Raw genomic sequence first — 22695 nt, 5'->3', positions numbered from 1 at the left:
TAACCTCCACTCACCAAAGAGCATCACATGATCGCGAAACCCGCCCTTCTTGCTGCCCTCGCAATGCTCATCCCGGCCAGCGCCCATGCCCAGACCGCCGAAGAAATCATCGACGGTGCTGCCTCTCTCTCGCAAGAGATGGAATCTGCCCGGCGCCTGCGCGACAGCAAGGCCGTTTGCAGTCTTTCCCTGACCATCAACGCCGAGCACAAAGCTACTCGCAGGCTTATGCTTCTCACGGCCAAGAAGACCTTCGACGGCATAGAAGGCGGAAAGCCCGCCGACGACATCAAGAATCTCTCTGGCGACCTTGGTGGATACATCGCAGCTCTGGACACGCTGGCCCGCTTGAAGGGCCGCGCCGACATGGCCTGTCTGATGCTTACCGAAGCCGGCTGACGCCGCGCCCATATCAGCACCGAGGCGCATGACCTCGGTGCTTTTATCCCACATCTATGACAATCCCGATTTTGTGGGATAAATCTCAGTACCGCCCGGCAACCAGCCGTGCGGGGTAGGATTACTTGAGAAATCCTCTTCGAAGTATCGAAGAAGAGGAAAGTCCCATGCTGATCGGTGATCACCTTGCTGAAGCCCTCGCAGGCACTCAGGCTATCGCACTCGTTGGTGACGAGATGCGTGATGCGCTGTATTCGCGCGCCGTCGAATGGGGCTTCCAGCTCTCCAGTCTCGACGCCCGCGAACTTGCCACATTCGGCGAAGGTCATCGCCTCTGGGGCCTGAAGTCCCGCGCGCACTACCTCCTCGTCATCGAGAATGCCGAGGCTGTCAGCGGAGAACTCGAAGAAGTCCTCCTCGACATGATGTTCGATGGTTGCCACGCGCTGCCCGACAACACCCTCATCGCGGTCCACTTCGCATCCGAGACGAACCTGTCCCAGGCGCTCGATGACGAAGCCGTGCCGGTGTCCTTCCTGAAGAATCCGGAAGACCTGCTGCCCGTCGAAGAAAAACCCCTGCCGCTCGCCGCCTGAGCCGCATTTTCTCCTACAATACACATACACCCATTTTGGAGGTTTCCCCTTATGGCCGATGCCAACACTCTCCCTGCGCCCAGCGCAAATCCAGCTATCGCACGCGATGGTCAGAAGCCGGTCGGCTGGCTCATCAAAGATCCCACCACCGAACGTGAAGAATTCCAGGCTCCGAGCCCCGGCGATGCTACCCGCTTTCCCCTCGTTCCGTCCGAACTCGAAGCTGGTTGGACTGCTCGCCCCGTCTACGCTGACGCCCCCACAAACGACGATGTCGAACTCCCCCGCGGCTGGAAACAGCCGGGCGCGTTCAAGGAAATAATACCGTCCGATTACAACGGCGGCCCTGTCCTCTTCAGCGACGGTCGCTATGGCATGCCGGCAGGTCACCAGTGGGCGCCCTTCGGCGAGATCTATGTCTCGCTCTACAGCACCCTGCCCTACGACGAAGAAGCCGCTGCCGCCTCGGGCGTCCTTCCGCCCATGGATCCGCGCTTCCTCATCTGGACCGAGCTCGCGCTCTGCCCGAACGTCAAGAATGCCGCGCTTCGCCCCGTTAGCGGGCCTGAGCACTTCCTCATGGACGAACCGCTGCGCAGTCGTGCCCTTGCCGCCATCCGTGATGGCAACGATGAACGCGACAAGGCCGACCTCATCGAGCACATCCAGAACTGCCCGAATGTGAACCATGCCCAGCTGCGCGGTCCCAATTCCCCCGAGCAGTTCCTCATTACCGAAGACCTGCGCGATCGGCTGGTCTCGGCGATCACCGGTGATCATCAAGCGACTTTGCCGCCAACCCGTGATCATCAAATCGAGAACTTCGCTGGGGAACTCATCGAGGCCTCGGAATATCTCCTCTGGTTCGCATGGAACGGCGTCCCGGGCGACGACGCTCCGAACAACCGCCTCATCGAGATTGCGAACCTGATCGGCCACGCCACGAGCGAGCCGAGCGAGATGGCAGACAAGCTCGAACAGCGTGCTCGCTATCTCCGCCAGGCCGAGCCTGCGCTCTACGGCACAGAAGCGCGCCTCATGGAGCGTGCGGCTGCCGCGCTGCGTCTGCGCGGCGAGGATGAGCTCGACGCCAAGCGCTGGCGCACTCTTCTCGGCAGCGCTGGCCGTGTCCGCATGCTCGGATGCGCCAACGTCGATTTCGAAACGGGCCGCGCTATCGACGACGACAACTGGGTGCATTTCGGTGCCGAGTTCTGGTCCTCCTACGACTGGACCGACCTCGGCGATGACCTGGTCGAAGCTGACAAGGCCAGCCGCAAGCGCTTCGGCAGAGCCGTAACCGCCCTCGTCGACCGCATTATCGAACGCCAGGGAGATGCCGCATGAAGATGAGTTTCCTCGATGTCTGCGCGGCCGCCGGCCAGCCGTGGGCCGTCGCCATCGTTGAAAAGCGCATGGCTGCCCTCCGCGAAAAGCTGGAGCCCGAAAATGGCTGAAGCAGAAGGCGTTTCCATCGTAACTGTCGAGGCGATCGCATACGTTCTCGCCAACAACGACCGCGAGATGGCTTCCATCCCGCTGGCCATCCTCATTGCCGAGCACCTCAACTCGCTCGAGGCCGACGAAGCCCCGCTCGATGAGCGCACCTTCTGGATGCTCAACATCATCGAGAGCATGGGCGGCACCAGTGACGCCAGCGACGACGGCGGTTGGCTCAGCGCCTTCTGCGATGACCTTGAGGGTGACGTATCCGACACCTTCAACCGTGCTGCCGAGGCTGGCTTCATCAGCGTGACCCATGACAACGACATGGGCACTTCGACCGCGCGCCTCACCGAAGCCGGCCGCGCCGCGCTAGTCTCCCAGAAGTCTCCCACCGCTGTCACCGCGCACAAGTCGCAGGGTGTCCCCTTCGATGCCTCGCTCATTCGCGCTCTCGACGAGCTCGAAGCCGCGAACGAGGGCTTGGCCGCTGTCCGGTCGGATGCGACCTACCTCAGCATGGTCGATAACGACCAGGCAACCGACCAGCTGAACCGGCTCGAAGAAGCCCGCCGCATTGCTCGCGCCCTTCTCGAGGGCAAGCGCATGGGCGAGCGCTACATCACTGTCTGGCGCAAGACCGGCGACAAGGTTCTCGAATGGGATCACCATGTCAGCGAGGATGCCGAGGAAGCCGCGCGCTGCGTCGCGAACCTTCTGAAGCAGGACGTCATCCAGTATTCGACCTATCACCTCGGTGCATCTGTGCCCGAGCTTACGGTCGACTTCAGCCGAACGGCACAGCCGGAGGAGGCGGAATGATCAAGACCTTCCTCGACCTCTATCGCTTGAAGGACAAGCTCGTCGGCAAGATGCCCGAGGCCCAATGGCGTATGATGCTGGATCTCGCCTGCAATGGCCCCTGCGATACCACAAAGCTCAGCTATGGCAGCGGCGTTCCTCCCACAACAGCGCTACGCCACATGAGCATGCTCTGCAAAGGCGGCTGGGCGACCATTTCGGGTGACCCCGAGGACAAGCGACGCAAGATCTACACGCCGACCGAGAAACTCACCTCGCTTTTTGCGGCCTAAGCCGCGCCAGGAGACCTGCATGGCCAAGAAGCCCACTGCCAGAAAGCCCAACCAGTTTCCGGCTCATATCCTCCGGTGCTGCAATCAGGATCGCGACCTCGGCCACCGGGAGTCGTGCCAGCACTACTACTGCAACGGCTGCGAACTCCCCAAGGAGATCTGCGCCTGCGAGGAAGCCGCCGAATACGACGCCCAGCACGACGCCGAAGTCGCTGCCAGCAAGGAACCAGCCAATGTCTGAGCCGAAGACCTATCTCCTCATCAAGCGCGGCCTCTATTACCGCCCCGACAATGCCGGCTACACCGGGCTCAAGAAGGAAGCTGGGCGGTATCTCGAGACCGATGCCCGGCCTGACGCCGGCGTAGCGGCCATCCACGAAGACCTGGCCGACGAATTCGCCCCTGCTTGCTGGCAGGAAGCGAAGCTTGCCGAGCGAGACCGCGAGATTTTCGCGCTAAAGAGCGAGCTCGCCGCGCGCAACGCAGCGCCGAACATCGTCCGCCTGCTCGCCACCGCTCTCTACGACGAGAAGATCGCATCGCTCGATGTGAAGTCAGAGCGCTTCTCGTTCGACCGCGCTCCCGTTCAGGAGCAGCTGGATTACGAGGCCAAGGCGCGCGAACTCCTCGGAGACCTCGAGGGCAACGCAGACCGCGCCATCTCGCTCATCGCGAAGAGCCCGGCCATCCAGCAGGCGCTCTCGGTTGGTTTCACCGCCCGCGAGCAGGCCATGTGCGAAGACCTCAACGATTTCATCGGGGCCTTCAACACCGGCGCCCTCGCCTTCTTCCTCAAATTCATGACGAACCTTCCCTCCCCGGAGACCGCCCGTGCCGCAGCCTGAAGCCATCGACCCGACCGCAGACAAGACGCCGAAGTATGACTTCGCCGTACTCGACAATGCCGAGCCGCCGCGCAGCATCGTCTACGAGATCGAATCCGACCGACCGGTCCTCATTCTCGGCATCGAGCCATTCGACCAGCTCTCTGTGGAGCAGATCGCTGGCATCCTGAACCAGAACGATGTCGGTTCCGTCATGCTGTTCGCGACCAACCAGGATCGCCGCAGCGCGCTCGATGACCTGATCAATGATGCCATCGAGCAGTGGCATGAAGGCGATTCCTCGGAGGAGATGCATACCTTCCTTGGCTGGTCATTCGAAGAATACATGGCTTGGGCCAACAACCGCACCCTGCCCAAGGCTCTCGCCCGCCTCGTTGCGCCGGCCGAGAGCAACCCTGCCGACGAAAACGCCGCCTTCCTCAAGCGGGCCGCGCAATCCGGCCTTCCACCCTTCCCCTCGGCTCCCTCCAAGAATTCCCCGCCCACGGGGTAATCCTGCTCAGGCAGGCAATCGCTGGCTAGTATCAGAAAGGACCAGCATGACCTTCGCGTACCAATCCTATCGCGTGACTATCGGCTTCAAGAATGACAGCGGCCTCTATGGTGAAGAAACCTTCACCTGCATGGGCCGCGATCAGGACCAGGCTGAAGCCAAAGCCCTGCAGAGCGCCACCGGCAGCGAACTCAACGCCGATCGCTATGGCGAGCGACGCATGGTTGTTCTCGAAACTGAGGAAGTCTCGGCCAAAGCGGCCTGAGAAATCCTGCGGTTCTGGAACTTCTTGAACAGAAGCCAGCCGCTCGGTATTCTTCCTCAATGATCCAGAGATAGCGGGGCCTTCAGGGCTATCTCTACACTCCTGCCTCTCAAGGACGAAACATGCGCTCGATCTCGCACAGCGACTATCTCCGTTACGCGCTGATCGCGCTCGTCGTCCTCATCATGGCCGCGGCAACCCCCGCCTCTGCCAAGCTCAATCGCATCTCCGCGACGCTTGTCGCCGAGCAGTCGCGTCCTGCGGCCGGCGACACCCTCCAGCTAGCCATCAGGATGACACCTGCTCCCGGCTGGCATGGCTACTGGCAAAATCCCGGCGACAGCGGCATGCCGCCAAGGGTTGAATGGAAGCTGCCCGACGGCATTACTGCCTCCCCTCTCCAGCACCCCGTTCCCAGTGCCAAGACAATGGCTGGCTTCAAGAGCTACGTCTACGACGGCTCCTTCGCCCTCCTCACTTCGATTAAGCTGCCCGCCTCTGCGCCGCCCGGCACTACCATCCCCATTACCGGGGAGCTGAGCTGGCTTGCCTGCTCATCGGATGTTTGCGTGCCCGAGAGCACGACCATCCGCACTTCAGTGGAGATCAACAGCGGCCGCGAGACTTCCGCTCGAAATCCTGCCTTCCAGAGCTACCGTTCTGCTCTGCCTACGCCTTACCCCTACAGCGGCAGCTTCTTCAGCGACGACGATAACGTCACCGTGACCATCAAGACGCCCCCTGGCATCGCCTCGAGCGCTGTTCGCTTTTTCCCCATCACCGGACAGCTCAGTCCGACCAATGTCACCCAGTCCGGCGACACGACCACCTTCCATCTGCGCAAGCGAGGTCGTTCGGTAGGCAAGGTCGAGGCCGTAATCGACACCGGCCCGGGGACGAAGGCGTACCAGATCAAAGCTCTCCCCGCCCGTGAGGCGCCTGTCGCGGCGGAAGCGCCCTCTCCGGCTCCTGTGGCCACCTCAGCGCCGCTGCCCTCTCCTGCGGCCCCTGAAGGCGATCCTGAGGCAACTGAAAGTCTCGACCAGCTGCCTTCTCCCGAATACGCCAATGACGTCCCCGATCCGAATCCATTCGCGATGGCCTCATTGCTCCCCGCCAAAGCTTCTGAGACCGGTTGGCTTGCCGCGTTCCTCGGCGCCATCCTGGGCGGCTTGCTGCTCAACCTCATGCCGTGTGTCTTTCCCATCCTCAGCCTGAAGGCTTTGAGCCTCGCCCGTTCCGGGACTTCGAGGCAAGCTGCGCGCATCGAAGCCGTCGCCTATACGGGCGGAGCCGTCATCTCGACCACAGCACTCGGCGCGGTCCTTGTCGGCCTCCAGTGTCTTGGAGCCGAAATCGGCTGGGCCTTCCAGCTCCAGAACCCCTACATCGTTCTGGCCCTGGTCGCCCTGATGACTGCGATCGGAGCAAACCTGCTCGGTCTCTTCGAGATCCGCAGCTTCCCTCTCCTCAATCGCATCACCGGTGGCAGCGCACCTAGCAGCGCGTTTGGGACCGGCGCCCTTGCTGCCTTCGTCGCTACGCCCTGCAGTGGCCCCTTCATGGGGGTTGCTCTTGGCGCTGCCCTGTTCCTCCCGCCTCTGGCCGCTCTCAGCGTGTTCACCGGCCTCGGTCTGGGCATCGCCCTGCCATTCCTCGCAATTGGCTTCCTGCCGGCCCTGCGCCGCTTCCTGCCCAAGCCCGGCGATTGGATGGTCACCCTTCGGCGCGTGCTCGCCGTTCCGATGCTCCTCACGGCCGCCGCTCTCATCTGGGTCCTGAGCCGCCAGGTCGGCCATCAGGGTCTCGCAATGGGGCTGGGCATCTCTTTGGCTGTTGGCATCGGCCTCGCATGGCTCGGCATCACCCAGAAGACCGCCAAGAGCGGCTTTCACCCCATCCTGAGCACCGCAATGGTCGGAGCTCTCGCCTTTTCGCTCCTTCCCGCTCCCATCGCCATTGCTTCAGCAGATGTCTCCGAATCTGGACCCGTCCAGACCTTTAGCGAGAAGCGGCTTGACGAACTCCGCCGCGCAGGGACGCCCGTCTTCGTCGACTTCACGGCCGATTGGTGCCTAACCTGCAAGGTGAACGAGAAACTCGCCATCAACGACCCTTCGACCCAGCGTGTCTTCGAGCGCGCTGGCGTCGTCACTCTCGTTGGCGATTGGACCAACGGGGATCCTGCGATTACCGAGTTCCTCGCCAAGCACGGGCGAAACAGCATCCCCTACTATCTCGTCTACATGCCCGGTGAGCGTCCCCAAGAACTTCCGCAGATACTCACCGCGGAACTTCTCGCGGATGCTGTTCAGCCTATTGGCTAAAAGAAACAGCCCTCGTCAATCCGTAGATCGACGAGGGCTGCCCAACCTTGAACACAAGAACGCTCACAAGCATCTCGAATTCCGGCTGACTACCGCGGGCCGTTCAACCCCACCAGCAGAACGGTTAGCGGTGTTCGAAGCCGCAAGTAGACATCTTTAGGACAACTTGACGTTACGTCAACGCATGAACCGTAATTCTTTGTATCACTTACAAGGCATTAGCGGCCGCGACCTTTGTCTTTGAAAAGAGACGGTTGCGCAACGGCCGGGCCGCGCGTCAGCTTCCGGATCGCCGCACGCGCCTTATCCCTGTTGGCGTTCGACTTCTTCACCCAGGATTTGTCCGGCTCTTTCCCGACCCTGTTGGCTTTGGCCAGCCGATCGAGCTGCTCTCCGGTGTCACCCCGCACAGTTCGCCCCGAGCGATGGATCGCCAAATACACCGCCGAACCCATGCCGCGCTTATCCGTCAGGTCAGAGAAACGCCCCTGCGCTACCGCCAGGGTGTCCTGCTTTTCGCTCTCGAGCTTCGTGAAGATGGGATACCCACCCTTCCCCACCACGTCTTCGAGGATCTGTACCGACGGCGACTTGCGAAGGTCCTTTGCGCCAGCCTCGAGCTTCTCTCGGGCAACGCGCTGCATCGCCGTATCGACGATGAGAACCTTTGCCGCATCCACCGGCGAAACACCTCGGTCACCCGAGGATACAAAGCGCGCCACAGCGCACTCCATCTGCTGTTTCGCTTCCGCATCCACCGGGATGCCACGCTCTTGCTGGAATTCCAGCGCGATGCGCGTTGCCTGCTCGAGCGGGTTTTTCACCCGCCCGCCTACGACAGCATTTACAGTCGCCGTCTGAAGCCCATCCCGCCTCTCGTCGATCGAGAAGGGATTGTACTGCGGGCGGGCATCATACGCCGGGCGCTGACCGGGAGCGACCATTGCCATACGGTCGACGACGCCACCGAACTCTTCTGCCGTCAGTCCCGCCACGTCCTTTCGCATCGGTATGAACTGGAGGCTGTCCTCATGCTCAGCCGCCTTGTCGAGCTCTGCTTCGAATTCAGGCGAGCGCGGGCTTGCGCCGCGCAGGAGCATCAGTTCCACGTTGCTCCGCTGGTTCTTCGACATGTCCTCGAAATTGCCGGAAGCCAAAGCCTTGAGATCAGCTTCGGCAAAATCATTCATGACCGTGGGCGATGTGTCATTCCTCACCCACGGCACATCGTTCATGTCTGGATTCATCCAGCTGAAACGCTCCTGGCGGTCGAGGAGGTCGAGCTTTAGCGCCTTCTCTGCTTCGCGCTGAAGGGAAGCATCGACCACGAGCATGCGAGCGTAGTCTTTGCTCGAAAGGGCGACAGGATCTGTCGCCCCCTCCCGCTCCCGAGCGACAATGCGGGCGTACGCCAATTCGAGGCGCCGCTCATCGATCATGGGCGACGAATGGCCATTCTGCGCGCTCCAGACCGATGCGATGCGAAGGCCGCCCTCGAGATGGTTGTCTGGGTCTTCCCGACCAAGCTCACGAAACATCGCGTCATACGCGACTTTCGAGTCTTCACCTGTGAGGGTGGGAATGTCGAGGTGACCCATTGCAATGCTCCCTTGCACGGGAGATCTGGAAGAAACTCCCGTTGTCAGGATATTTTAGGATATTGCTCATTTGAGTCGCAATACATGAACCGAGAATATTCTGTCAGTCGTAAAACTTCCTGATCATTCATGAGGGTAATCTCGTGATTAGAGGAAATTATTGATGCCGCTTTTCGAAACCCTCGACGACATGAAGTCGTTCGTGTTCTGCATCACCGATAACGGCGGCGCTACAGCCGACCGTTTCACCATCGTCTTCTGCGACGGCGACTATTTCAACTCCAGCATGGACCCGTATTCCCCCGTCGGTGTCGGCATGTGGGGTGAAGGAGCCGCGCCTAAGGTCGATGTCCTAGGCTCGATCAAGGAGCGCGTCCTTGAGGGCAAGGAGCGCTTCATCCGCTGGACCGACCTGCCCCTGAAAATCCAGATGGGCATGGTCGGCACCGTCAACGTCGGCTGGAAAGACTTCATCGAGAAAGCTCCCGCCTGCAAAAGCCGCGAAGAGGCCGGCAACTTCGACGCCCGGTGGCGCCCTAACGGGGATGATCCCCTGCCGATCTACGTCACCCACGGCCCCTTCCATTACGGCGAGCGGGAGAAGACCTTCACTGTTCGCGACGACGAGCATGGCGATACGACCTATCCCACCTTTCGCGAAGCCGTGCTCCATATCCTCCCGGACGCTCACGCATATGCCCCGGAAGAATATCACTCGCCGGTCGACATCTGGGGGCTGAAAGACCCCGTTCCGCTCTGGGACTGCGAAAAAGACCTCCCCGAGCCCGTCGAAGAGCTGGACGAAGGCGTCCACACCTATGAGCGCGCCCTGATGGCTCCGCTCAAGCGGTGGATCGCCGGACGCGAGGTCGTGACCAGCCGCTACGTCGACAATCTGGGCGCCATGATCGTCGTAGCGCGCGATGAAGACCGCTTCTCGGTCTATCGCTCGTTCGTTATCGGTCACGATGTTCAGGTCAGCGCCGACATCCAAGATAGCAGCGCTGATGACGCTATGCGTCGCCTACTCGAGCTGTTCTAGCACCTCTCGATGCCATCAGCGTGCACGGCTTGTGCGATTGCGGTTGAGGCCCTCGCCGGGCCAGCATCGCCAGCCGTGCACACATATGCTTCGCTCTCTTCCCATCGAGGTCGTTCGCGGTCGAGCCAGTACGTCGAGTTTGGATCCTTCGGCTCTAGGCTTCCGGTCCCTACCGTTACCGGGCCGCCGAAGATGACGAATGGCTCATTCATGCGATGACCTCGATCGCGATGGGTCTGCTGGTCTCGGTAATCGTATCCGGGGCGCGCAGTCGTCGCGCTCTCCGTATCGTCAGATGTCGGCTCCAGGGTTTGCGCTGCTAGAGGACACGCACCTACGCAAACCAATCCTGCAGCCATCCAAACATATCCCACGTTCAATCTCCGTTCGCACTCTCCCCGTCCGACGTTGCTTATTGAACGCGCGGCTTTGCTCTTCGGTCCCAGCCGCGAGAAGGCCCACTCTGCTGAGGCATTGAGAGGGCAATCACTTGGAAGGAAGAAATGGGTCATCCCTGCGCTCAGGCTTCAAGGGCAGCCATCGCTGCGTCCCAGCCGGTCTATCATTGGACCGACATGGGCGATTTCGATGCCTTCGAGCATACGAATGACATTGGCTTCCACTTCGGCACCCGCGAAACTGCCATGGAGCGTGCACTCCAAGTCCGCGGAGTCGACCTGTCCGGCCCCGGCGAACGCCTGATCGTCGCTCATCTTGATGTGGTGAACCCCCTCGAGATGCCGGATCTCGGAGATTGGAACCCTCGCGCCGTCACCACTGCCCTGCAGGCCGCCGGCATACTCTCCGACGATTTCGACGACGAAGGCGCTCTGATCGATCTGGCCTTCGTTGAGCACGTCCTCGGCCTCTCTGGCTACGACAGCATCATCTACGACAATCGCACTGAAGAAGGCGGCCACAGCTGGATCGTCTTCGACCCCACCCGCATCCACATCGCCGCGCGCGAAACTCTTACCCCGGAGAATTGAACATGTACGCTTTCGCTTACGACGGCACGCCGATCAAAGGCACGCTCGAAACCCTGCCCGGCACTGCCCGCATCACCGAGGATAGCTTCAAGGCAAATCCTGAAGGCATGCTCGAATACGAGCACCAGGGTGGCACCGACATCGACTACGACGGTCAGGAAACCGTCGAACGCGATGGCAAGAAGATGTACGTCGACGAAGACGGCGACGCCTGGCCGGAGAACGAGATCGTTCTTCACGAACGGTCCGACATCTCCACCGAAGAGCTCGCTCATCTCAAGAAGAGCAGTCAGCCAATCGTCGTTCTTTCCGAGGGCATTTCCGAGCGCATCCTCTACGAGATCTTCAATCTCGACTGGGATACATCTGGCGATGACGATGATGGCACGCCGGGCGAACCCGACCTGCCCCTGAGTGTGGTCGTTTCCGTCGACCCCGACGACGATGAGTTCGCCGATATGCTCTCCGACCGCTACGGCTTCTGCATCAACAGCTATTCGATCCAGCGCCTCGACCCGGTGGCCGCGTGATGGACAAGCGTTTCCTTGCCCGCTGCTGGCTCATCGTCACAACCTCGGAAGAAGGCGCAGACCTGCCTGATGCCGCTGAGCGCGCCGCGAAGCTGCTCACCGACTACCAGGTCAGCGATGCCGAGCTCGCCGGCTTTAACGAAACCGCCGGCACTGCGATCAAGAGCATCGCTTCTGCCGTCAGCGGCCTTGAGCCGAAAGTCGAAGAGGCTGAGGGCATCACCGAGGTGACGCTGAACCTCAACCTAGAGGTCACGCTCGATGCGGCCGATGAATCGGCTGGCGAGAACGATGTCCGCCGCGCTTTCGAGATGTTCAACTTCAGCGAGCACTTCCTCGCCGGATACAACTCGCAAGCTGGCACTGCCTTCGTCCATTTCGAGATCATCCAGATCGTCTCGCTCGACATCCGTCAGGCTCCGGCCGCGCGCTGATCGCTCTCATCCCCTGAATACCCCTACAAGGATACCCAGCTATGTACGCTATCGTTTCGCACTTCCCCTCCGACGACATCAACTGCCCCGGCATCGAGATGGGCCCGGCCGCCTCGACCAAGGACGCGGCGATCGAGGGCTGGAAGGAAGCCCGCCTGACCGCTTACGAAGAAAGCGGTGCAAAAGACCCTGAGTGGGCCGAAGACCAGCCGGACAGCACCGAGGGCCTAATCATGGACCTCGCCAGCGGTCTGCGCGCGAAGGTCCAGTCGGGCGCCTCGCTTCCGATCTACGAATTCGGCGATGGTGAGCAGGCCTATCTCGTCGAAATACCTGCGCTGCCCGACCATATCGCTCCCGGCTCGGAAGCGACGGCTCCTACCGAAATGCCGGGCAATGTCGGACGATTCATCACCCTGACTGTCGACCGCCTCCACCTCTCGACCCAAGCAGTTCTTGGAGAGAAGGATGATAGCGGCTGGGCCAACGGCCTGATGATCCGCAGCGATGACTACTGCTATTCAATCTACGTACCCGACGAAGGCTATTTCGCCGACTACAGCCGGGCCGATTACGAGACCATCCCCGAAGACCTGAGGCGCTGCTTCGATCTCGCTCGCGAGAATGGCGCGACTTGGATCGCCTTCACCCAGGCTGGCATCGATCAGGAAGCTGACGGCGAGCGCGCAGTTTACCCGCCGAACCACATCTTCCGCTACGCCGATCTATCGACCGGCCATCTCGACTTCCCTACTGCCGACGCGCTGAACAACCCGTCGGAGACAGACCAGTGGGTCGAACGCCTCGTCTACATGTCACGCGACAACGGCTGGTTCGTTCACATTCCGAGCGATTACGTCAACGACGAGGATTACGCCGAAATCCCGAAGTGTCTGCGCGACTGCTTCGACTTCGCCCGCAAGGACGGCGCGACCTGGATCCTCTTCGACAGCGACGGTTGCATGACCGTAACGCTCCCCACCTTCGAGTGGTGAGCGACAGAATCGAGAAAATGGCCGGCAGGCGCTCAGGCGCCTGCTAGCACAACCCCTGCATCACTCAATTGCGAGACACGCCATGAAGCCCCAGCCGTTCTACTTCTACACCGTGACGGATGAAGACCGCGCCTACCATTCCTCGATCTACTATCCAGAAATCAAGGAAGGCCAGACGAAGACGCCGGATGAGATCCGCGAAGAGCTGCTGATCATCCTCTCCGCCGCGTGCTGCGAGCACGAGTTCCCGGAGCACGGCGACAACGTGACCAACAACCCGACAATCACTCTGTACGGGCCTTTCAACCCGGGCGATCCTATCGACCAGCTGACTCACGCCGAATACAACGCGATCGACGAAGACGACCTGCCCTAAGCAGGCTCCGGCTTACTTCCCGTAGTCTTCGTCTTCGAACTCCTTGAGGAGGGCAGAAATGTCCGCCTCATAGGAGCGGGCGATGACCGGCTCATCCTCGCCCTTTGCCATTTCTTCGCTGGTGTCCGGCACCTTCACCCGCTCGATGGGGCGCGGGATCGACCTCTGCATCGATGTCGAGATCTGCTCGTCGAGATGCTCTTCGACCATCTTTGCAGCAGGCACCAGACCGGTCACCTCAGACACCATCCGCTTGAACTGGGACAAACGCTCAGCATTCGCTAGCGCGTTATCTGCATCGCGCAGCGCTTGTTCCATCGCATGCGGGGCCGGCTGGCGCGCGGCATCGGCGGCGATCTGCTCTTTCACGAGCACGCCATAATCGACTTCGCTTGAAGCCTTTTTCGAGCGCGCAGCCACAGCGCCTTCCTCGATATAGCTCTGAGCATAAGCGACAGTGCCAGTGGTAGCGCTCAGAAGCGCCAGGCCGATGATCAAACGCATGGTGTTCCCCAGAAAGGCGGGCAGCTTCGCCCGTTGCCCTCCCTGTTTATCAGGATGTTTCTGGAAGCACTAGCGCTTGTCTTGAAAAATCCTCACCGCGCCGCATTTTCCTCGTGCACAACGAGGATTTTTCGCTTACTGCCGAGGCACACACCGATGAATATCCAAACGAGCATATCTTCGTCCGATGTCGGACGAGCGCCGCACGCGCTCATCTCCGCCCCTGAACCGGGCGTGGATTGCCATGCGCCGAGCGGATATGCCTCGTCTTCCCCTGCCCAGCGCCGCGCTTCCCTTGCGCTAGCCGTGGTATGTCACGCCGCCTTCTTTGGTGCTGCGCTTTATGAGCTGACGAAAGCCGACACCTTCGAGCCGCCTGTGCAGGGAACCCAGATCTCATATTTCGACCTTGGGGCCCAGCCGCCAGCCGGAGACCCTGAGGGCGATGACGCGCCTTTGAAGGCTCAGCCCGAAATGCCCGAGGAGGTAGAGGTCGAAACCCCTACCCCGGACCAAGCAGAGAGCGACGAGGAACTCGTCGAGGAAAGCCCGATCCCTGACGAGGACAAGGCTCCCGCCGAAGCAGCTGCAGAAGCCGCAGCTGAAGAAGCGCCCGAAGCCCCGCGCTTTGCTGCAGGGACTGGAACCCTCGCTTTGGGCGCGAAAGTCCGCGGCGATGTCGGCTCTGTCGATGGAGATCTCGCTGCCGCCATTGGCGTTTCTGTCGCCACTCGAATTCGGACCTGCTGGGACGCGCCGACCACTGGCGTTCCTGATACTCTTGCCATCACCATGTCTGCCACTTTCGATGAAAGCGGCGCGCTGGTCGGCACACCGCAAATCTCTCGGCTGGTCGACGAGACCTACATGGTGGTCACCGAGCCGGATGCTTACGAGCAAGCCGCGATAAACGCGGTGGAGCGATGCTCCCCTCTTCAGCTTCCACCTCACCTTTTCTCCTACTGGCGTGAAGTCGATATCGAGATCTTCTCTGCCAGAACGGCTGAACCTGAAACCGCAGAAATGTCGGAGCAAAATCCCACTCTGCGCAGTTAAGCCACCACGCGCCGCCAGCCGCTAGACAGCCTGGCACACAATCTGAAACCCAACTTTGCCATGAGGCGCAGTCGCTGCGCTTCACCATCATAGGAATCCATACCGTGTCCGTTACGAAATTCATGACTGTCTCGAAAGGTGAAGACGCCGGCTGGGCGTATCTGGAAGGCTGCCGAGTCGACATGATCGCCTATCCCCCAACAGGGCTCGGTCAGAAATATGGCTTTCGCATTTTCGAGCCTGAAGACGGCGAAAGCCCTGAAGCATTCGCAGAGCGACTGCTCAGTGATCCCGCATCGCCCGTCTATGGCGCTGACGCGCCTGCGGGCTGCATTCCGACCGGGGATGAGGAATTCCTCTTCTTCGGCGCTGCGCGCGAACTCAGCACATTCGGAGAAACGTATCTCTCGTCTCTTCCCACGGAATGATGAGAGATAGAGGAAATTGAATGACCTTCGCAGTACGCCTTCTCCCGATCGACGAAGTCTCCGACCATCCGAACGCTGACCGCCTCTCGGTCTGCAAGGTCCGTGACTATACCTGCATCAGCGCCAAGCTCGAAGACGGCAGCCACCGCTTCGAGGCAGGCGATCGCGTCATCTATGTGCCCGAAGGCGCTGTCCTCACCGAGGAACAGCTGCGCGAGCACGGCTTCTGGGGGCACAACAAGCAGCAGGATCGCGAGATGGGACTGCTCTCCGGCCGCGACGGCAATCGCGTGAAACCGCTTCAGCTGCGCAAGATCATGTCGACCGGCCTCCTATGGCCCCAGCCGGCCGAGTTTGCCGACCTCCCCGACAACACCTGTGTCGCCGATCGGCTGGGCATCACCAGGTTCGTGCCCGAAGTGCCCGAGGCGCTGCTCAAGGTCGCGACCCCTCTCTTCGACGCCAAGGTCTCCTACGACATCGCCCGGCTCCGGATGTATCCGAGCCTCCTGGAAGGCGACGACGTTGCCATCACCGAGAAGCTCGAGGGCGAATGCCTCATCCTCACCTATCTCGGCGGCGCGCGCCATGAAGGCCTCTTCGCCGACGGCTTGGTTGCCAACTCGACCAAAGGTCTGAGCGAAAAGGGACTCGTCTTCCTCGACAACGAACAGTCGCGCAAAATCCCTGCTGTTCAGGCAGCATTTGCTGGCGACCTCGTCGAAAAACTCCTCGCCCTCGCGGCTGATTGTCCCAATGCGAAGATCCAGCTTTTCTGCGAAGCCGTCGGCCCCGGCGTGAAAAAACTTCACTATGCCGGCACTGCGCCCTTCCCCCGCGCATTCGACCTTCGCATCAACGGTGTCTGGCAGGACCACGACTTCAAGCACGAGATGTTCACGAACTTCGGCATCGACGCCGTCCCGGTCCTCTATCGCGGCCCTTATGACCGCGCCATCGTTGAAGAGCTGCGCGAAGGACCCACCACGATCGGTGGCGGCCATATCCGTGAGGGCGTCGTGGTCACCGCGACCGGCGACCAGAGCAAACGGACAACCGAACTCGGCGACGAGCTCCGGCCGATCCTCAAGCTCCACAGCGATGTCTTCCTGCGGAAGTTCAACATCAACGACGACGACGCCTGACTGGATAGCAGCACATGACCACAAAAACCGCTCGCCTTCACCGCGGCTTGATTGCCGCTGCCCTCCTTTTGGCCGCACCTCTTGCCGGGTGCGGGCCGGAGCTTCCTCCGGAACAGGAAATCACTATCATCTCCTGGGAAGATGATGCCATCGACTTCTGCCTCGCGAAAGATTCGCGCTGGATGATGGATATCACCAGCCGCATCTCCCAAGCGTTGCCGGGCGATTTCACTCCAGGCAGTCTGCTCGTCCGCGGATCGAACATCCCTGAGAAAACCTTTGATGGTCGAACCGACATCAAGGAACTCGCTCTTCAGCTGGTTGCTGAGCGAGACGGCGAAACGGTGAACCTCTCTGCCTACGGCATCCTTGAGCCCGGCAGCTGTCGCCCGACCGGCCTCCACGTCATACAGGGTTACAACCGCTGGGAGCCTCCAATGCGCATCGATGTTGCGCCCGAGGCTTGACCTTTCCTTAAATCGCGTGCGTTTATCGCGCCCACCAATGAGGTACACGCCTCAGCACAGGAGTCGCCCATGGCACAGGTTGCAATTGTAAAATCATCAGACCTCGCCCGCGAAAATCGCTGGGATGCAGGTTTTCACATTGCTCTTTCGAAGTTGAAAGACCGCGTCGCCGAGCTGCAGAATACGTATTCGGCTTCTGAGGCTACTGCTATCCTCGAACGCGTCAGCTTTGCCGACAAAGCTCCGCTGCGGGTGCTTGCACGCACAGGGAGCGCGAATGCCTGGAGCCAGAGCATGCTCACCAGCGTCGTGAAGGAATACCCTCACCTTTCGCTGGCTCTCATCGAGGTCAACCTCCAGTCGGCTATCGCCCGCGTTACCGAAGTGATCGAACGCAACGAGAGCTATCTCGATGCTCTTCTCGCTATCCAGTCGAATGCTGCTGAGTAAACTCTAAGCAGGAAATGACCTTGGCCAGCCAGAACACCAACAACCGACGCTTTCAGCCCGGCTACATCTACCCGCTCACCGCAGAAGAAGCGGATCGCTGGGATGACGATTTTGGCACCGGCTATGACCATGCTGTCGTTCCGACCGGATCGGACCCTGGCACATGCACCATAATCGACATGTGGCCGGCGAACGCGGCTGGTGAATTCCATCCTGGATACGACGGCGCCGCCGTACCGGTTCGCATCGATGACGTTCAGCTCGATGCTGGACGCCCCTTCGAAGGCAAGACGCCCGAGCCGAAAGGCGGCTTCTGGCGGTAAAGCGGAAAAGGGAAGAAGGCGAACGAAGGTTCGGAAATGAAAGAACCAGAATTCGCTCCCTAGGTCGCTACGGCGGCAGTTCCTGAACGCGGGTATAGCTCAGTGGTAGAGCTCGTGCCTTCCAAGCACGAGGCCGCGGGTTCGAACCCCGCTGCCCGCTCCAGGATCTGAGAATTCAAAGCGCGACGACGCACGACGGCCACGCTGCCTCGACATGCGTCTTCGCCATAAGCTGGGCCTGAGGTTGGGGTACTTCAGGGCCGGATGCAGCCGCTCGAGCACAGCTCGCGGCTGCTGCATGGGGCCGGTGGCTTAGGGGTATGCCACCGGCCCATGCTAACAAATTTATCCCTCATCGGGGCCAAATCAGCACACAAATTGTTGCAAGTGCGAGACAGTTGCAGCATAGACGACAGCGAATTGGGTCGCGCCATAAAACTAGGCATTGGAATCCTTCGGCGCATATCAATCATGGTCGCATCATTTCGAATGGCAAAGCCATCGAGGTGAAGAAATCCGGAGTTCTTAATGCTGTTCATCGTTAGAATCGGTCTGAGCGGATTAGCTCCATACACGATTTCATCCGACGAATCGGAGCACGCCGACGTCGAGGAAATCCTCGACGACCTCCGTGAAAAAGCGACGGTCGAGTTCGCAGAACTCGCGAAAGACAAGAAGATCAGCCCAGAGCCTCTTCTGTCTCTCGCTTGCCAATCGGTGAGGACTGCCGTCGAAACCCGTACAGGCATTCACGAGGTTCGCGCCATCGACCCGCAGACCCTCTTGCCCAAAGTGGCAATGAAGGGCCCTGCACCGCTGGAAAAATCCGATGAGTATTTCATCGAACTGCTTTTTCTCACCGATGAGGCTGTTGCCAAGCGCGACGCTTACATAGATAGTATCTTCAACCGATAATCTTCCTGAGAGATTCCTGATGACCGACTTCCACTTCGACAAGTTCCGCACCATCGCCGACGACGGCAACGTCTCGCTGCTCAGCGACAGCGCCCTTGCCACCGCCGGCAAGGAAATCGACGCCCGCGCCGCATCGAAGCCCGGTGATTACCCTGCCGAGCAGCGCAATCAGGACACGCTCGCCAGCCTCAAGAAGGTCGTTGAGGATGAGCAGGCGCTTCGCGCAGACGCCGAAGCCAAGTAATTCAGGAAGAATCTCGTTTTCTCCCTGCTTCCGAGCTGCTATCTAACGATCCGCTCGGTAAAGCAGGGACTTCCTGTAATGCGCTAGAGCCATTCGCCAACGCTATTCAGGAATCCTGACGATGAAGCTTCGAGTTCTTGCTCTCCTGTCGCCCCTAGCCCTCGCCGCTTGCAACGATGCCCCCGAACAGCACGTTGTAGGCCCCGAAGACTATGAGCCCTTCGGCGACTACTTCACCATGGATGAATCCTCGGCAGACGAGATGACCATGGATGGCGGCGAGGTTCTCGTCGATCCCAAGGACGCCGATCCCCACGCCGCCCTCCTCGCGGCCGATGCCCTCCCCGATGACAAGATCGGCGCGGCCCTCACTGAAATTCCCGAGAACTCTCCCGCGGTACGCTAAATCGCGGAGACCGACGGCCGACAGGCCGCCAGCGACTTGATAGGCGGTGATGAATTCACCGATGAAGCGGAGGGGATGAAATGCCGCTCCGCTCTCGCTTTGCGCGACCTTCAAGGAGCACCCCATGTCCGACCAGAAACTGATCGCAACCGTTCAGCTGCATCTCGCCATACCCGAAGGCGAGACGCACGACCTCGTTCTTGACAGCCTGAGCGAAGAGCTCGACGGCATCAGCGTCATGAGTGCGGATGCTGCACTGGAAATCACCGACTTCCAGATCGACAGCCTTGAAGACCCTTCGGCCGCCGAGAAGCTGACCATCATCTTCTTCACCGATGTCGACAGCGTCGAAACCTACATCCAGCACGTCGAGGTCGGACCCGACGACGACGCCTTTGAGATGGCTGTCCTCCAAGCCAAACGCGAATGGGGCGGCGCTCCTTCCGACTGGGAAAATGCGACCGAGATAGCTCGCTTCCCGGGCCACCTCCATGAAGACGGCGACAAGCGGCCCGAACCCCTCTTCTCCTCCATCAAGGAGAAGGAAGACGAGGTGGCCGAATGCGAGAACTGCGGCAACACCGACCAGGATGGCTCCGACGACTGCATCGATTGCGGCCTCGAAAACGCTTTCAGGTGAGCTGAATGCAAGGAGGCCCGCCAGTGGTGCACTCTCACCACCACTGACGGGCCTCGAGCTGCCTGATGCCGGACGGGGGCAGTGTCGGCATCGGCGCGGCGGCTGTTCACCAGGGGAGTTTCCAGCCGGTCTGTGCATTCAATCTACCAAGGTTCTTCCCCTGCACAATCCATGAGCAGGATATTTTTTCTGAAATATCCTTTTTCTTCCAGATTCGTATGTGCGAAAATTCCTGAACAGGCTCCAATGGAGGAAATCCAAGTGTCGAAGATCCACAACACGACAACCGCCCGCCAGTGCAGCAACAGCGTGTGCCGCCATTCGCAACGTGTCAGTCACAACGACTTTTTCATGACCCGCGTCCCAGGTCCCCATGGCGGCTCGCGCAATGCGCCGGCCTTTCGTTGCAGCGCCTGCGCGCATACCACTGCAATCGACCCCCGATCTCTGACCCGCCGTGCTTTGAGCGCTATCCCCAGCGAACAAACCTACGACGAACGCCTTGGTGCACTTGCCTGGGAAACCGGCGCCCGCGGGCGAAACCTTCTTCAGCAGCGCATCGCAGGCGGGCTGAAGGCATTCGGCTACGCCCTCGCCTACAAATTCGATGGCGAGCAGGTGAAGGCCGAGCCCTTCACCCTCAGCGAGCGCCGTGACCTTCTCTCTCGCCTCGATGACGAAGATATCGATCTTCTGCTCATCAGCGGGATCGGCTCCGACGGCCGCCGGTGGCGCACCGTCTTCCACTCCAAGGCAGGCGCTTCCTCATTCCGGGGAACGATCGACCCTATCCCGACCACGGTCAGGGCCATCCTCTCGCTCGCAGGCTTTCCAAAGGATCCGATCGCGATCGCCGCCTAAGAAAGTTGATTGGTTGAGTTTCGATCAGTCGAACCACAGTCGAGGAAGAAAATCATGGCCGTGCTTGCCCTCAAGACGCCCGACCACCAGGGCCACAAACCGAAGTTTTCCGTGCCAGCAATCCGCACGCCGGAAAAATTCGAAGAAGCACGCCAGTTCGTGCAGGAAGAGCTCTCCGAGATCTGCCCTGCCGCGCTGACAGTGGACTGCATGCGGACGATCCACGCAGTCCAGGCAGTGAAAGATGCGATGGACGCCAGCCCCTTCCTCTACAAGGATGGCGCCATCGTCGCGAAAGGCTTTACGCCCCGCATCGTCCACTGATCTTTGTTTTATCGCTATGTAGGCCTTCAAGGTGGAGGTCTCTTGCGAGACAAGGAACTCAAGATGCAATCGCTTTTCACTTCCCAAGAACTGGTCAAGCTCAACCTGCCGGGCGCGGATGTCCGCTACCAAGAGCACCTGGAGTTCGGCCGCTCCGCTGGCGAAATCTTCGATGATCTCGTGCGCCAGATTTCCTGGAAGCACGAAGACATCACGATCCACGGGAAAACCTTCAAGCAGCCCCGCCTCACCGCATGGTACGGCGACCCCGGAATGAGCTACACCTATTCCGGTCTGAGCCTCGCTCCGCTCGCTTGGCCTGCACTGCTGCTCGAGCTGAAGCGGAAGGTCGAAGAGGTCACCCAGCAGACCTACAACAGCGCTCTCCTCAACCAGTACCGTGGCCACCGAGACAGCGTCGGCTTCCATGCCGACGATGAGCCGGAACTGGGGCGCAACCCCACGATCGCTTCACTCAGCTTCGGAGAAACCCGCGAATTCGTGCTGAAGCCGAAGCGCGGGCGGCCAGGCCAGACTACTCGCCTGCCTCTCGCATCCGGAAGCCTGCTCGTGATGGCAGGTGAGACTCAGCAAAACTGGCTGCACGGGGTCGAGAAGCTCAACGCTCCTTGCGGTGGACGAGTGAACATCACCTTCCGCAACATCGTCGGCCAACGGCGCGGCCGCTTCGCCCGCTGACTTAGACCGCCTCTTCCTCAGTCTGGGGCACGAAGCCGGCCATACAGGCCAGTCGGACTGCCTCAGACAAGGATTTCACCCCGAGCTTTTGAAAAATGTTCGACCGGTGCATTTCCACGGTCCGGGGACTTACGTCCATGCGCTTGGCCACGACCTTGTTGCTGTGACCACCCATCAGATGACCGAGCACTTCCTTCGCACGGGGCGTCAGTTCGGCCAGCCGGTCCTCTGCATCCCTCTTCGCGTCGAGGTCGCCGATCCTTTCTCCGAGTTTCAGCTGGGCGGCCTTAACGGCTCGCACCAGGGCTTCCTCGTCGAACGGCTTCTCGATGAAATCGATGGCCCCAAGTTTCATCGCTTCGACAGCGGTCGCCACATCGCCGTGGCCGGTCATCACGATTACCGAGAAACGCTCGATACATGGGCGCATCATCTTCATCATCTGAAGACCGTCCATGTCCGGCATGCGAACATCCAGAAGGATGCAGCCGGATTCCAGCGAGGGCAAGGCGCGCAAGAAGTCTCGGCCGCCCGTGAACTGTCGCGAATTCAACTTGTGTGTCATGAGGAGGAACTGCAGCGAGTTCCTAATTTGCTCATCGTCATCAACTATGTGCACCAAGTTCGAATCCACTGCGACCTCCGTATCCTTTGAAACATAGCAACGAGCGTAAGTACCAATCGTGCCATTTCAATCTGCCAACGTCCTTAACGGCAAATTCAATCCCTTCAATGGTAGTTTTCTGCCAATTATCAACGCATCCACCGTTCTAGGAGGACCGTGCGGGGTGCTGGCCTGATGGCGGA

At 60.3% G+C, this 22695-nt stretch carries 32 protein-coding genes and 1 tRNA gene; 30 read left to right on the top strand and 3 right to left on the bottom strand.

The genetic code is table 11. The features are described 5' to 3' along the window. Nucleotides 1-27: 27 nt before the first annotated feature. The 10 genes from DVR09_RS16055 to DVR09_RS16010 all read left to right on the top strand — a co-directional run bounded on the left by DVR09_RS16055 (nucleotide 28) and on the right by DVR09_RS16010 (nucleotide 7462). Complete coding sequence (locus tag DVR09_RS16055; protein ID WP_115418280.1) at nucleotides 28-399, top strand: hypothetical protein; 372 nt, start codon at nucleotides 28-30, stop codon at nucleotides 397-399. Nucleotides 400-566: 167 nt separating this feature from the next. Next, nucleotides 567-995 (top strand): hypothetical protein, encoded by a 429-nt coding sequence (locus DVR09_RS16050; protein WP_115418279.1) that lies wholly within the window; start codon nucleotides 567-569, stop codon nucleotides 993-995. A gap of 51 nt (nucleotides 996-1046) precedes the next feature. Continuing rightward, nucleotides 1047-2342, top strand: a complete 1296-nt coding sequence (locus DVR09_RS16045) for a hypothetical protein (protein ID WP_115418278.1) — start codon at nucleotides 1047-1049, stop codon at nucleotides 2340-2342. A 102-nt stretch (nucleotides 2343-2444) separates the two neighbouring features. Further along, a complete protein-coding gene (locus tag DVR09_RS16040) occupies nucleotides 2445-3260 on the top strand; it encodes a hypothetical protein (RefSeq protein ID WP_115418277.1) in 816 nt (271 codons plus the stop codon). Then, on the top strand, nucleotides 3257-3532 hold the full coding sequence (locus DVR09_RS16035) for a MarR family winged helix-turn-helix transcriptional regulator (RefSeq protein ID WP_115418276.1): 276 nt from the start codon (nucleotides 3257-3259) through the stop codon (nucleotides 3530-3532). The genes DVR09_RS16040 and DVR09_RS16035 overlap by 4 nt, the downstream gene beginning before the upstream one ends. A gap of 19 nt (nucleotides 3533-3551) precedes the next feature. Next, entirely contained in the window at nucleotides 3552-3773 is a 222-nt protein-coding gene (locus DVR09_RS16030) for a hypothetical protein (protein WP_115418275.1), read from the top strand. After that, nucleotides 3766-4377 carry a hypothetical protein gene (locus DVR09_RS16025; protein WP_115418274.1) on the top strand — a complete coding sequence of 204 codons (612 nt, stop codon included), beginning with the start codon at nucleotides 3766-3768 and terminating at the stop codon, nucleotides 4375-4377. Before DVR09_RS16030 ends, DVR09_RS16025 begins: the two co-directional genes overlap by 8 nt. Continuing rightward, a complete protein-coding gene (locus tag DVR09_RS16020; RefSeq protein ID WP_115418273.1) occupies nucleotides 4364-4870 on the top strand; it encodes a hypothetical protein in 507 nt (168 codons plus the stop codon). Before DVR09_RS16025 ends, DVR09_RS16020 begins: the two co-directional genes overlap by 14 nt. Before the next feature lie 46 nt (nucleotides 4871-4916). Then, nucleotides 4917-5135: a hypothetical protein gene (locus tag DVR09_RS16015; RefSeq protein ID WP_115418272.1), complete on the top strand. Its 219-nt coding sequence runs from the start codon at nucleotides 4917-4919 to the stop codon at nucleotides 5133-5135. A gap of 122 nt (nucleotides 5136-5257) precedes the next feature. After that, nucleotides 5258-7462 carry a protein-disulfide reductase DsbD domain-containing protein gene (locus tag DVR09_RS16010; RefSeq protein WP_115418271.1) on the top strand — a complete coding sequence of 735 codons (2205 nt, stop codon included), beginning with the start codon at nucleotides 5258-5260 and terminating at the stop codon, nucleotides 7460-7462. Nucleotides 7463-7680: 218 nt separating this feature from the next. Here the strand turns inward: DVR09_RS16010 and DVR09_RS16005 are convergent, their stop codons facing one another. Beyond that, entirely contained in the window at nucleotides 7681-9060 is a 1380-nt protein-coding gene (locus tag DVR09_RS16005) for a hypothetical protein (protein ID WP_115418270.1), read from the bottom strand. Nucleotides 9061-9223: 163 nt separating this feature from the next. Here DVR09_RS16005 and DVR09_RS16000 point away from each other — a divergent pair, with 163 nt between their 5' ends. From DVR09_RS16000 to DVR09_RS15975, 6 genes are all read left to right on the top strand, one after another. Next, nucleotides 9224-10102, top strand: coding sequence for a hypothetical protein (locus DVR09_RS16000; protein ID WP_115418269.1), 879 nt, complete (start codon nucleotides 9224-9226; stop codon nucleotides 10100-10102). A gap of 575 nt (nucleotides 10103-10677) precedes the next feature. Then, on the top strand, nucleotides 10678-11091 hold the full coding sequence (locus DVR09_RS15995) for a hypothetical protein (protein ID WP_162815048.1): 414 nt from the start codon (nucleotides 10678-10680) through the stop codon (nucleotides 11089-11091). Between the two features lie 2 nt (nucleotides 11092-11093). Then, a complete protein-coding gene (locus DVR09_RS15990) occupies nucleotides 11094-11621 on the top strand; it encodes a hypothetical protein (RefSeq protein WP_115418267.1) in 528 nt (175 codons plus the stop codon). Next, nucleotides 11621-12055, top strand: a complete 435-nt coding sequence (locus DVR09_RS15985; protein ID WP_115418266.1) for a hypothetical protein — start codon at nucleotides 11621-11623, stop codon at nucleotides 12053-12055. The genes DVR09_RS15990 and DVR09_RS15985 overlap by 1 nt, the downstream gene beginning before the upstream one ends. 41 nt (nucleotides 12056-12096) lie before the next feature. Next, nucleotides 12097-13050 (top strand): DUF5983 family protein, encoded by a 954-nt coding sequence (locus DVR09_RS15980; RefSeq protein WP_115418265.1) that lies wholly within the window; start codon nucleotides 12097-12099, stop codon nucleotides 13048-13050. Nucleotides 13051-13132: 82 nt separating this feature from the next. Continuing rightward, nucleotides 13133-13426: a hypothetical protein gene (locus DVR09_RS15975; protein ID WP_115418264.1), complete on the top strand. Its 294-nt coding sequence runs from the start codon at nucleotides 13133-13135 to the stop codon at nucleotides 13424-13426. 12 nt (nucleotides 13427-13438) lie between these two features. Here DVR09_RS15975 and DVR09_RS15970 read toward each other — a convergent pair whose 3' ends face one another. Then, the gene (locus DVR09_RS15970) at nucleotides 13439-13930 is read right to left on the bottom strand and encodes a hypothetical protein (RefSeq protein WP_115418263.1); all 492 of its coding nucleotides are present in this window, start codon (nucleotides 13928-13930) and stop codon (nucleotides 13439-13441) included. Nucleotides 13931-14086: 156 nt separating this feature from the next. Here DVR09_RS15970 and tolA point away from each other — a divergent pair, with 156 nt between their 5' ends. From tolA to DVR09_RS15895, 14 genes are all read left to right on the top strand, one after another. Then, the gene (tolA, locus tag DVR09_RS17305; protein ID WP_162815047.1) at nucleotides 14087-14986 is read left to right on the top strand and encodes a cell envelope integrity protein TolA; all 900 of its coding nucleotides are present in this window, start codon (nucleotides 14087-14089) and stop codon (nucleotides 14984-14986) included. Nucleotides 14987-15090: 104 nt separating this feature from the next. Next, the gene (locus DVR09_RS15955; RefSeq protein ID WP_162815046.1) at nucleotides 15091-15414 is read left to right on the top strand and encodes a hypothetical protein; all 324 of its coding nucleotides are present in this window, start codon (nucleotides 15091-15093) and stop codon (nucleotides 15412-15414) included. Nucleotides 15415-15434: 20 nt separating this feature from the next. After that, nucleotides 15435-16559, top strand: coding sequence for an RNA ligase family protein (locus tag DVR09_RS15950; RefSeq protein WP_115418259.1), 1125 nt, complete (start codon nucleotides 15435-15437; stop codon nucleotides 16557-16559). A 47-nt stretch (nucleotides 16560-16606) separates the two neighbouring features. Then, nucleotides 16607-17026, top strand: a complete 420-nt coding sequence (locus tag DVR09_RS15945) for a hypothetical protein (protein ID WP_162815045.1) — start codon at nucleotides 16607-16609, stop codon at nucleotides 17024-17026. 69 nt (nucleotides 17027-17095) lie between these two features. Next, complete coding sequence (locus DVR09_RS15940; RefSeq protein ID WP_115418257.1) at nucleotides 17096-17476, top strand: hypothetical protein; 381 nt, start codon at nucleotides 17096-17098, stop codon at nucleotides 17474-17476. A 20-nt stretch (nucleotides 17477-17496) separates the two neighbouring features. Next, nucleotides 17497-17799, top strand: a complete 303-nt coding sequence (locus tag DVR09_RS15935) for a hypothetical protein (RefSeq protein WP_162815044.1) — start codon at nucleotides 17497-17499, stop codon at nucleotides 17797-17799. Between the two features lie 88 nt (nucleotides 17800-17887). After that, nucleotides 17888-17962, top strand: a tRNA-Gly gene (locus tag DVR09_RS15930). 365 nt (nucleotides 17963-18327) lie between these two features. Further along, nucleotides 18328-18714, top strand: a complete 387-nt coding sequence (locus tag DVR09_RS15925; protein WP_115418255.1) for a hypothetical protein — start codon at nucleotides 18328-18330, stop codon at nucleotides 18712-18714. A gap of 19 nt (nucleotides 18715-18733) precedes the next feature. After that, nucleotides 18734-18958, top strand: coding sequence for a hypothetical protein (locus DVR09_RS15920; RefSeq protein WP_115418254.1), 225 nt, complete (start codon nucleotides 18734-18736; stop codon nucleotides 18956-18958). Between the two features lie 121 nt (nucleotides 18959-19079). After that, nucleotides 19080-19364, top strand: coding sequence for a hypothetical protein (locus DVR09_RS17300; protein WP_162815043.1), 285 nt, complete (start codon nucleotides 19080-19082; stop codon nucleotides 19362-19364). Between the two features lie 124 nt (nucleotides 19365-19488). Next, nucleotides 19489-20004 carry a hypothetical protein gene (locus DVR09_RS15910; protein WP_115418252.1) on the top strand — a complete coding sequence of 172 codons (516 nt, stop codon included), beginning with the start codon at nucleotides 19489-19491 and terminating at the stop codon, nucleotides 20002-20004. A gap of 81 nt (nucleotides 20005-20085) precedes the next feature. Beyond that, nucleotides 20086-20865: a hypothetical protein gene (locus DVR09_RS15905; protein WP_234041629.1), complete on the top strand. Its 780-nt coding sequence runs from the start codon at nucleotides 20086-20088 to the stop codon at nucleotides 20863-20865. Between the two features lie 54 nt (nucleotides 20866-20919). Next, the gene (locus DVR09_RS15900) at nucleotides 20920-21189 is read left to right on the top strand and encodes a hypothetical protein (RefSeq protein ID WP_115418250.1); all 270 of its coding nucleotides are present in this window, start codon (nucleotides 20920-20922) and stop codon (nucleotides 21187-21189) included. Between the two features lie 63 nt (nucleotides 21190-21252). Further along, nucleotides 21253-21888 (top strand): alpha-ketoglutarate-dependent dioxygenase AlkB family protein, encoded by a 636-nt coding sequence (locus DVR09_RS15895; protein WP_162815041.1) that lies wholly within the window; start codon nucleotides 21253-21255, stop codon nucleotides 21886-21888. 1 nt (nucleotide 21889) lies between these two features. Here DVR09_RS15895 and DVR09_RS15890 read toward each other — a convergent pair whose 3' ends face one another. Beyond that, nucleotides 21890-22522: a response regulator transcription factor gene (locus DVR09_RS15890; protein WP_115418248.1), complete on the bottom strand. Its 633-nt coding sequence runs from the start codon at nucleotides 22520-22522 to the stop codon at nucleotides 21890-21892. Nucleotides 22523-22695 lie beyond the last annotated feature (173 nt).

Origin of the sequence: Erythrobacter aureus, assembly GCF_003355455.1 — a bacterium.
In the GTDB taxonomy this organism is placed as follows: domain Bacteria; phylum Pseudomonadota; class Alphaproteobacteria; order Sphingomonadales; family Sphingomonadaceae; genus Qipengyuania; species Qipengyuania aurea.
This window is presented reverse-complemented; position numbering and strand designations above follow the sequence as displayed.

Coding starts and splice junctions, on each gene's coding strand:
- DVR09_RS16035 (WP_115418276.1), top strand. CDS start 3,257: ATGATCAAGACCTTCCTCGACCTCTATCGCTTGAAGGACAAGCTCGTC.
- DVR09_RS15900 (WP_115418250.1), top strand. CDS start 20,920: ATGGCCGTGCTTGCCCTCAAGACGCCCGACCACCAGGGCCACAAACCG.
- DVR09_RS15910 (WP_115418252.1), top strand. CDS start 19,489: ATGTCCGACCAGAAACTGATCGCAACCGTTCAGCTGCATCTCGCCATA.
- DVR09_RS17300 (WP_162815043.1), top strand. CDS start 19,080: ATGAAGCTTCGAGTTCTTGCTCTCCTGTCGCCCCTAGCCCTCGCCGCT.
- DVR09_RS15975 (WP_115418264.1), top strand. CDS start 13,133: ATGAAGCCCCAGCCGTTCTACTTCTACACCGTGACGGATGAAGACCGC.
- DVR09_RS15995 (WP_162815048.1), top strand. CDS start 10,678: ATGGGCGATTTCGATGCCTTCGAGCATACGAATGACATTGGCTTCCAC.
- DVR09_RS15970 (WP_115418263.1), bottom strand. CDS start 13,930: ATGCGTTTGATCATCGGCCTGGCGCTTCTGAGCGCTACCACTGGCACT.
- DVR09_RS15950 (WP_115418259.1), top strand. CDS start 15,435: ATGACCTTCGCAGTACGCCTTCTCCCGATCGACGAAGTCTCCGACCAT.
- DVR09_RS16015 (WP_115418272.1), top strand. CDS start 4,917: ATGACCTTCGCGTACCAATCCTATCGCGTGACTATCGGCTTCAAGAAT.
- DVR09_RS15940 (WP_115418257.1), top strand. CDS start 17,096: ATGGCACAGGTTGCAATTGTAAAATCATCAGACCTCGCCCGCGAAAAT.
- DVR09_RS16005 (WP_115418270.1), bottom strand. CDS start 9,060: ATGGGTCACCTCGACATTCCCACCCTCACAGGTGAAGACTCGAAAGTC.
- tolA (WP_162815047.1), top strand. CDS start 14,087: ATGAATATCCAAACGAGCATATCTTCGTCCGATGTCGGACGAGCGCCG.
- DVR09_RS15985 (WP_115418266.1), top strand. CDS start 11,621: ATGGACAAGCGTTTCCTTGCCCGCTGCTGGCTCATCGTCACAACCTCG.
- DVR09_RS16040 (WP_115418277.1), top strand. CDS start 2,445: ATGGCTGAAGCAGAAGGCGTTTCCATCGTAACTGTCGAGGCGATCGCA.
- DVR09_RS15895 (WP_162815041.1), top strand. CDS start 21,253: ATGCAATCGCTTTTCACTTCCCAAGAACTGGTCAAGCTCAACCTGCCG.
- DVR09_RS16055 (WP_115418280.1), top strand. CDS start 28: ATGATCGCGAAACCCGCCCTTCTTGCTGCCCTCGCAATGCTCATCCCG.
- DVR09_RS15920 (WP_115418254.1), top strand. CDS start 18,734: ATGACCGACTTCCACTTCGACAAGTTCCGCACCATCGCCGACGACGGC.
- DVR09_RS16010 (WP_115418271.1), top strand. CDS start 5,258: ATGCGCTCGATCTCGCACAGCGACTATCTCCGTTACGCGCTGATCGCG.
- DVR09_RS16050 (WP_115418279.1), top strand. CDS start 567: ATGCTGATCGGTGATCACCTTGCTGAAGCCCTCGCAGGCACTCAGGCT.
- DVR09_RS15980 (WP_115418265.1), top strand. CDS start 12,097: ATGTACGCTATCGTTTCGCACTTCCCCTCCGACGACATCAACTGCCCC.
- DVR09_RS15990 (WP_115418267.1), top strand. CDS start 11,094: ATGTACGCTTTCGCTTACGACGGCACGCCGATCAAAGGCACGCTCGAA.
- DVR09_RS16025 (WP_115418274.1), top strand. CDS start 3,766: ATGTCTGAGCCGAAGACCTATCTCCTCATCAAGCGCGGCCTCTATTAC.
- DVR09_RS16000 (WP_115418269.1), top strand. CDS start 9,224: ATGCCGCTTTTCGAAACCCTCGACGACATGAAGTCGTTCGTGTTCTGC.
- DVR09_RS16030 (WP_115418275.1), top strand. CDS start 3,552: ATGGCCAAGAAGCCCACTGCCAGAAAGCCCAACCAGTTTCCGGCTCAT.
- DVR09_RS16045 (WP_115418278.1), top strand. CDS start 1,047: ATGGCCGATGCCAACACTCTCCCTGCGCCCAGCGCAAATCCAGCTATC.
- DVR09_RS15925 (WP_115418255.1), top strand. CDS start 18,328: ATGCTGTTCATCGTTAGAATCGGTCTGAGCGGATTAGCTCCATACACG.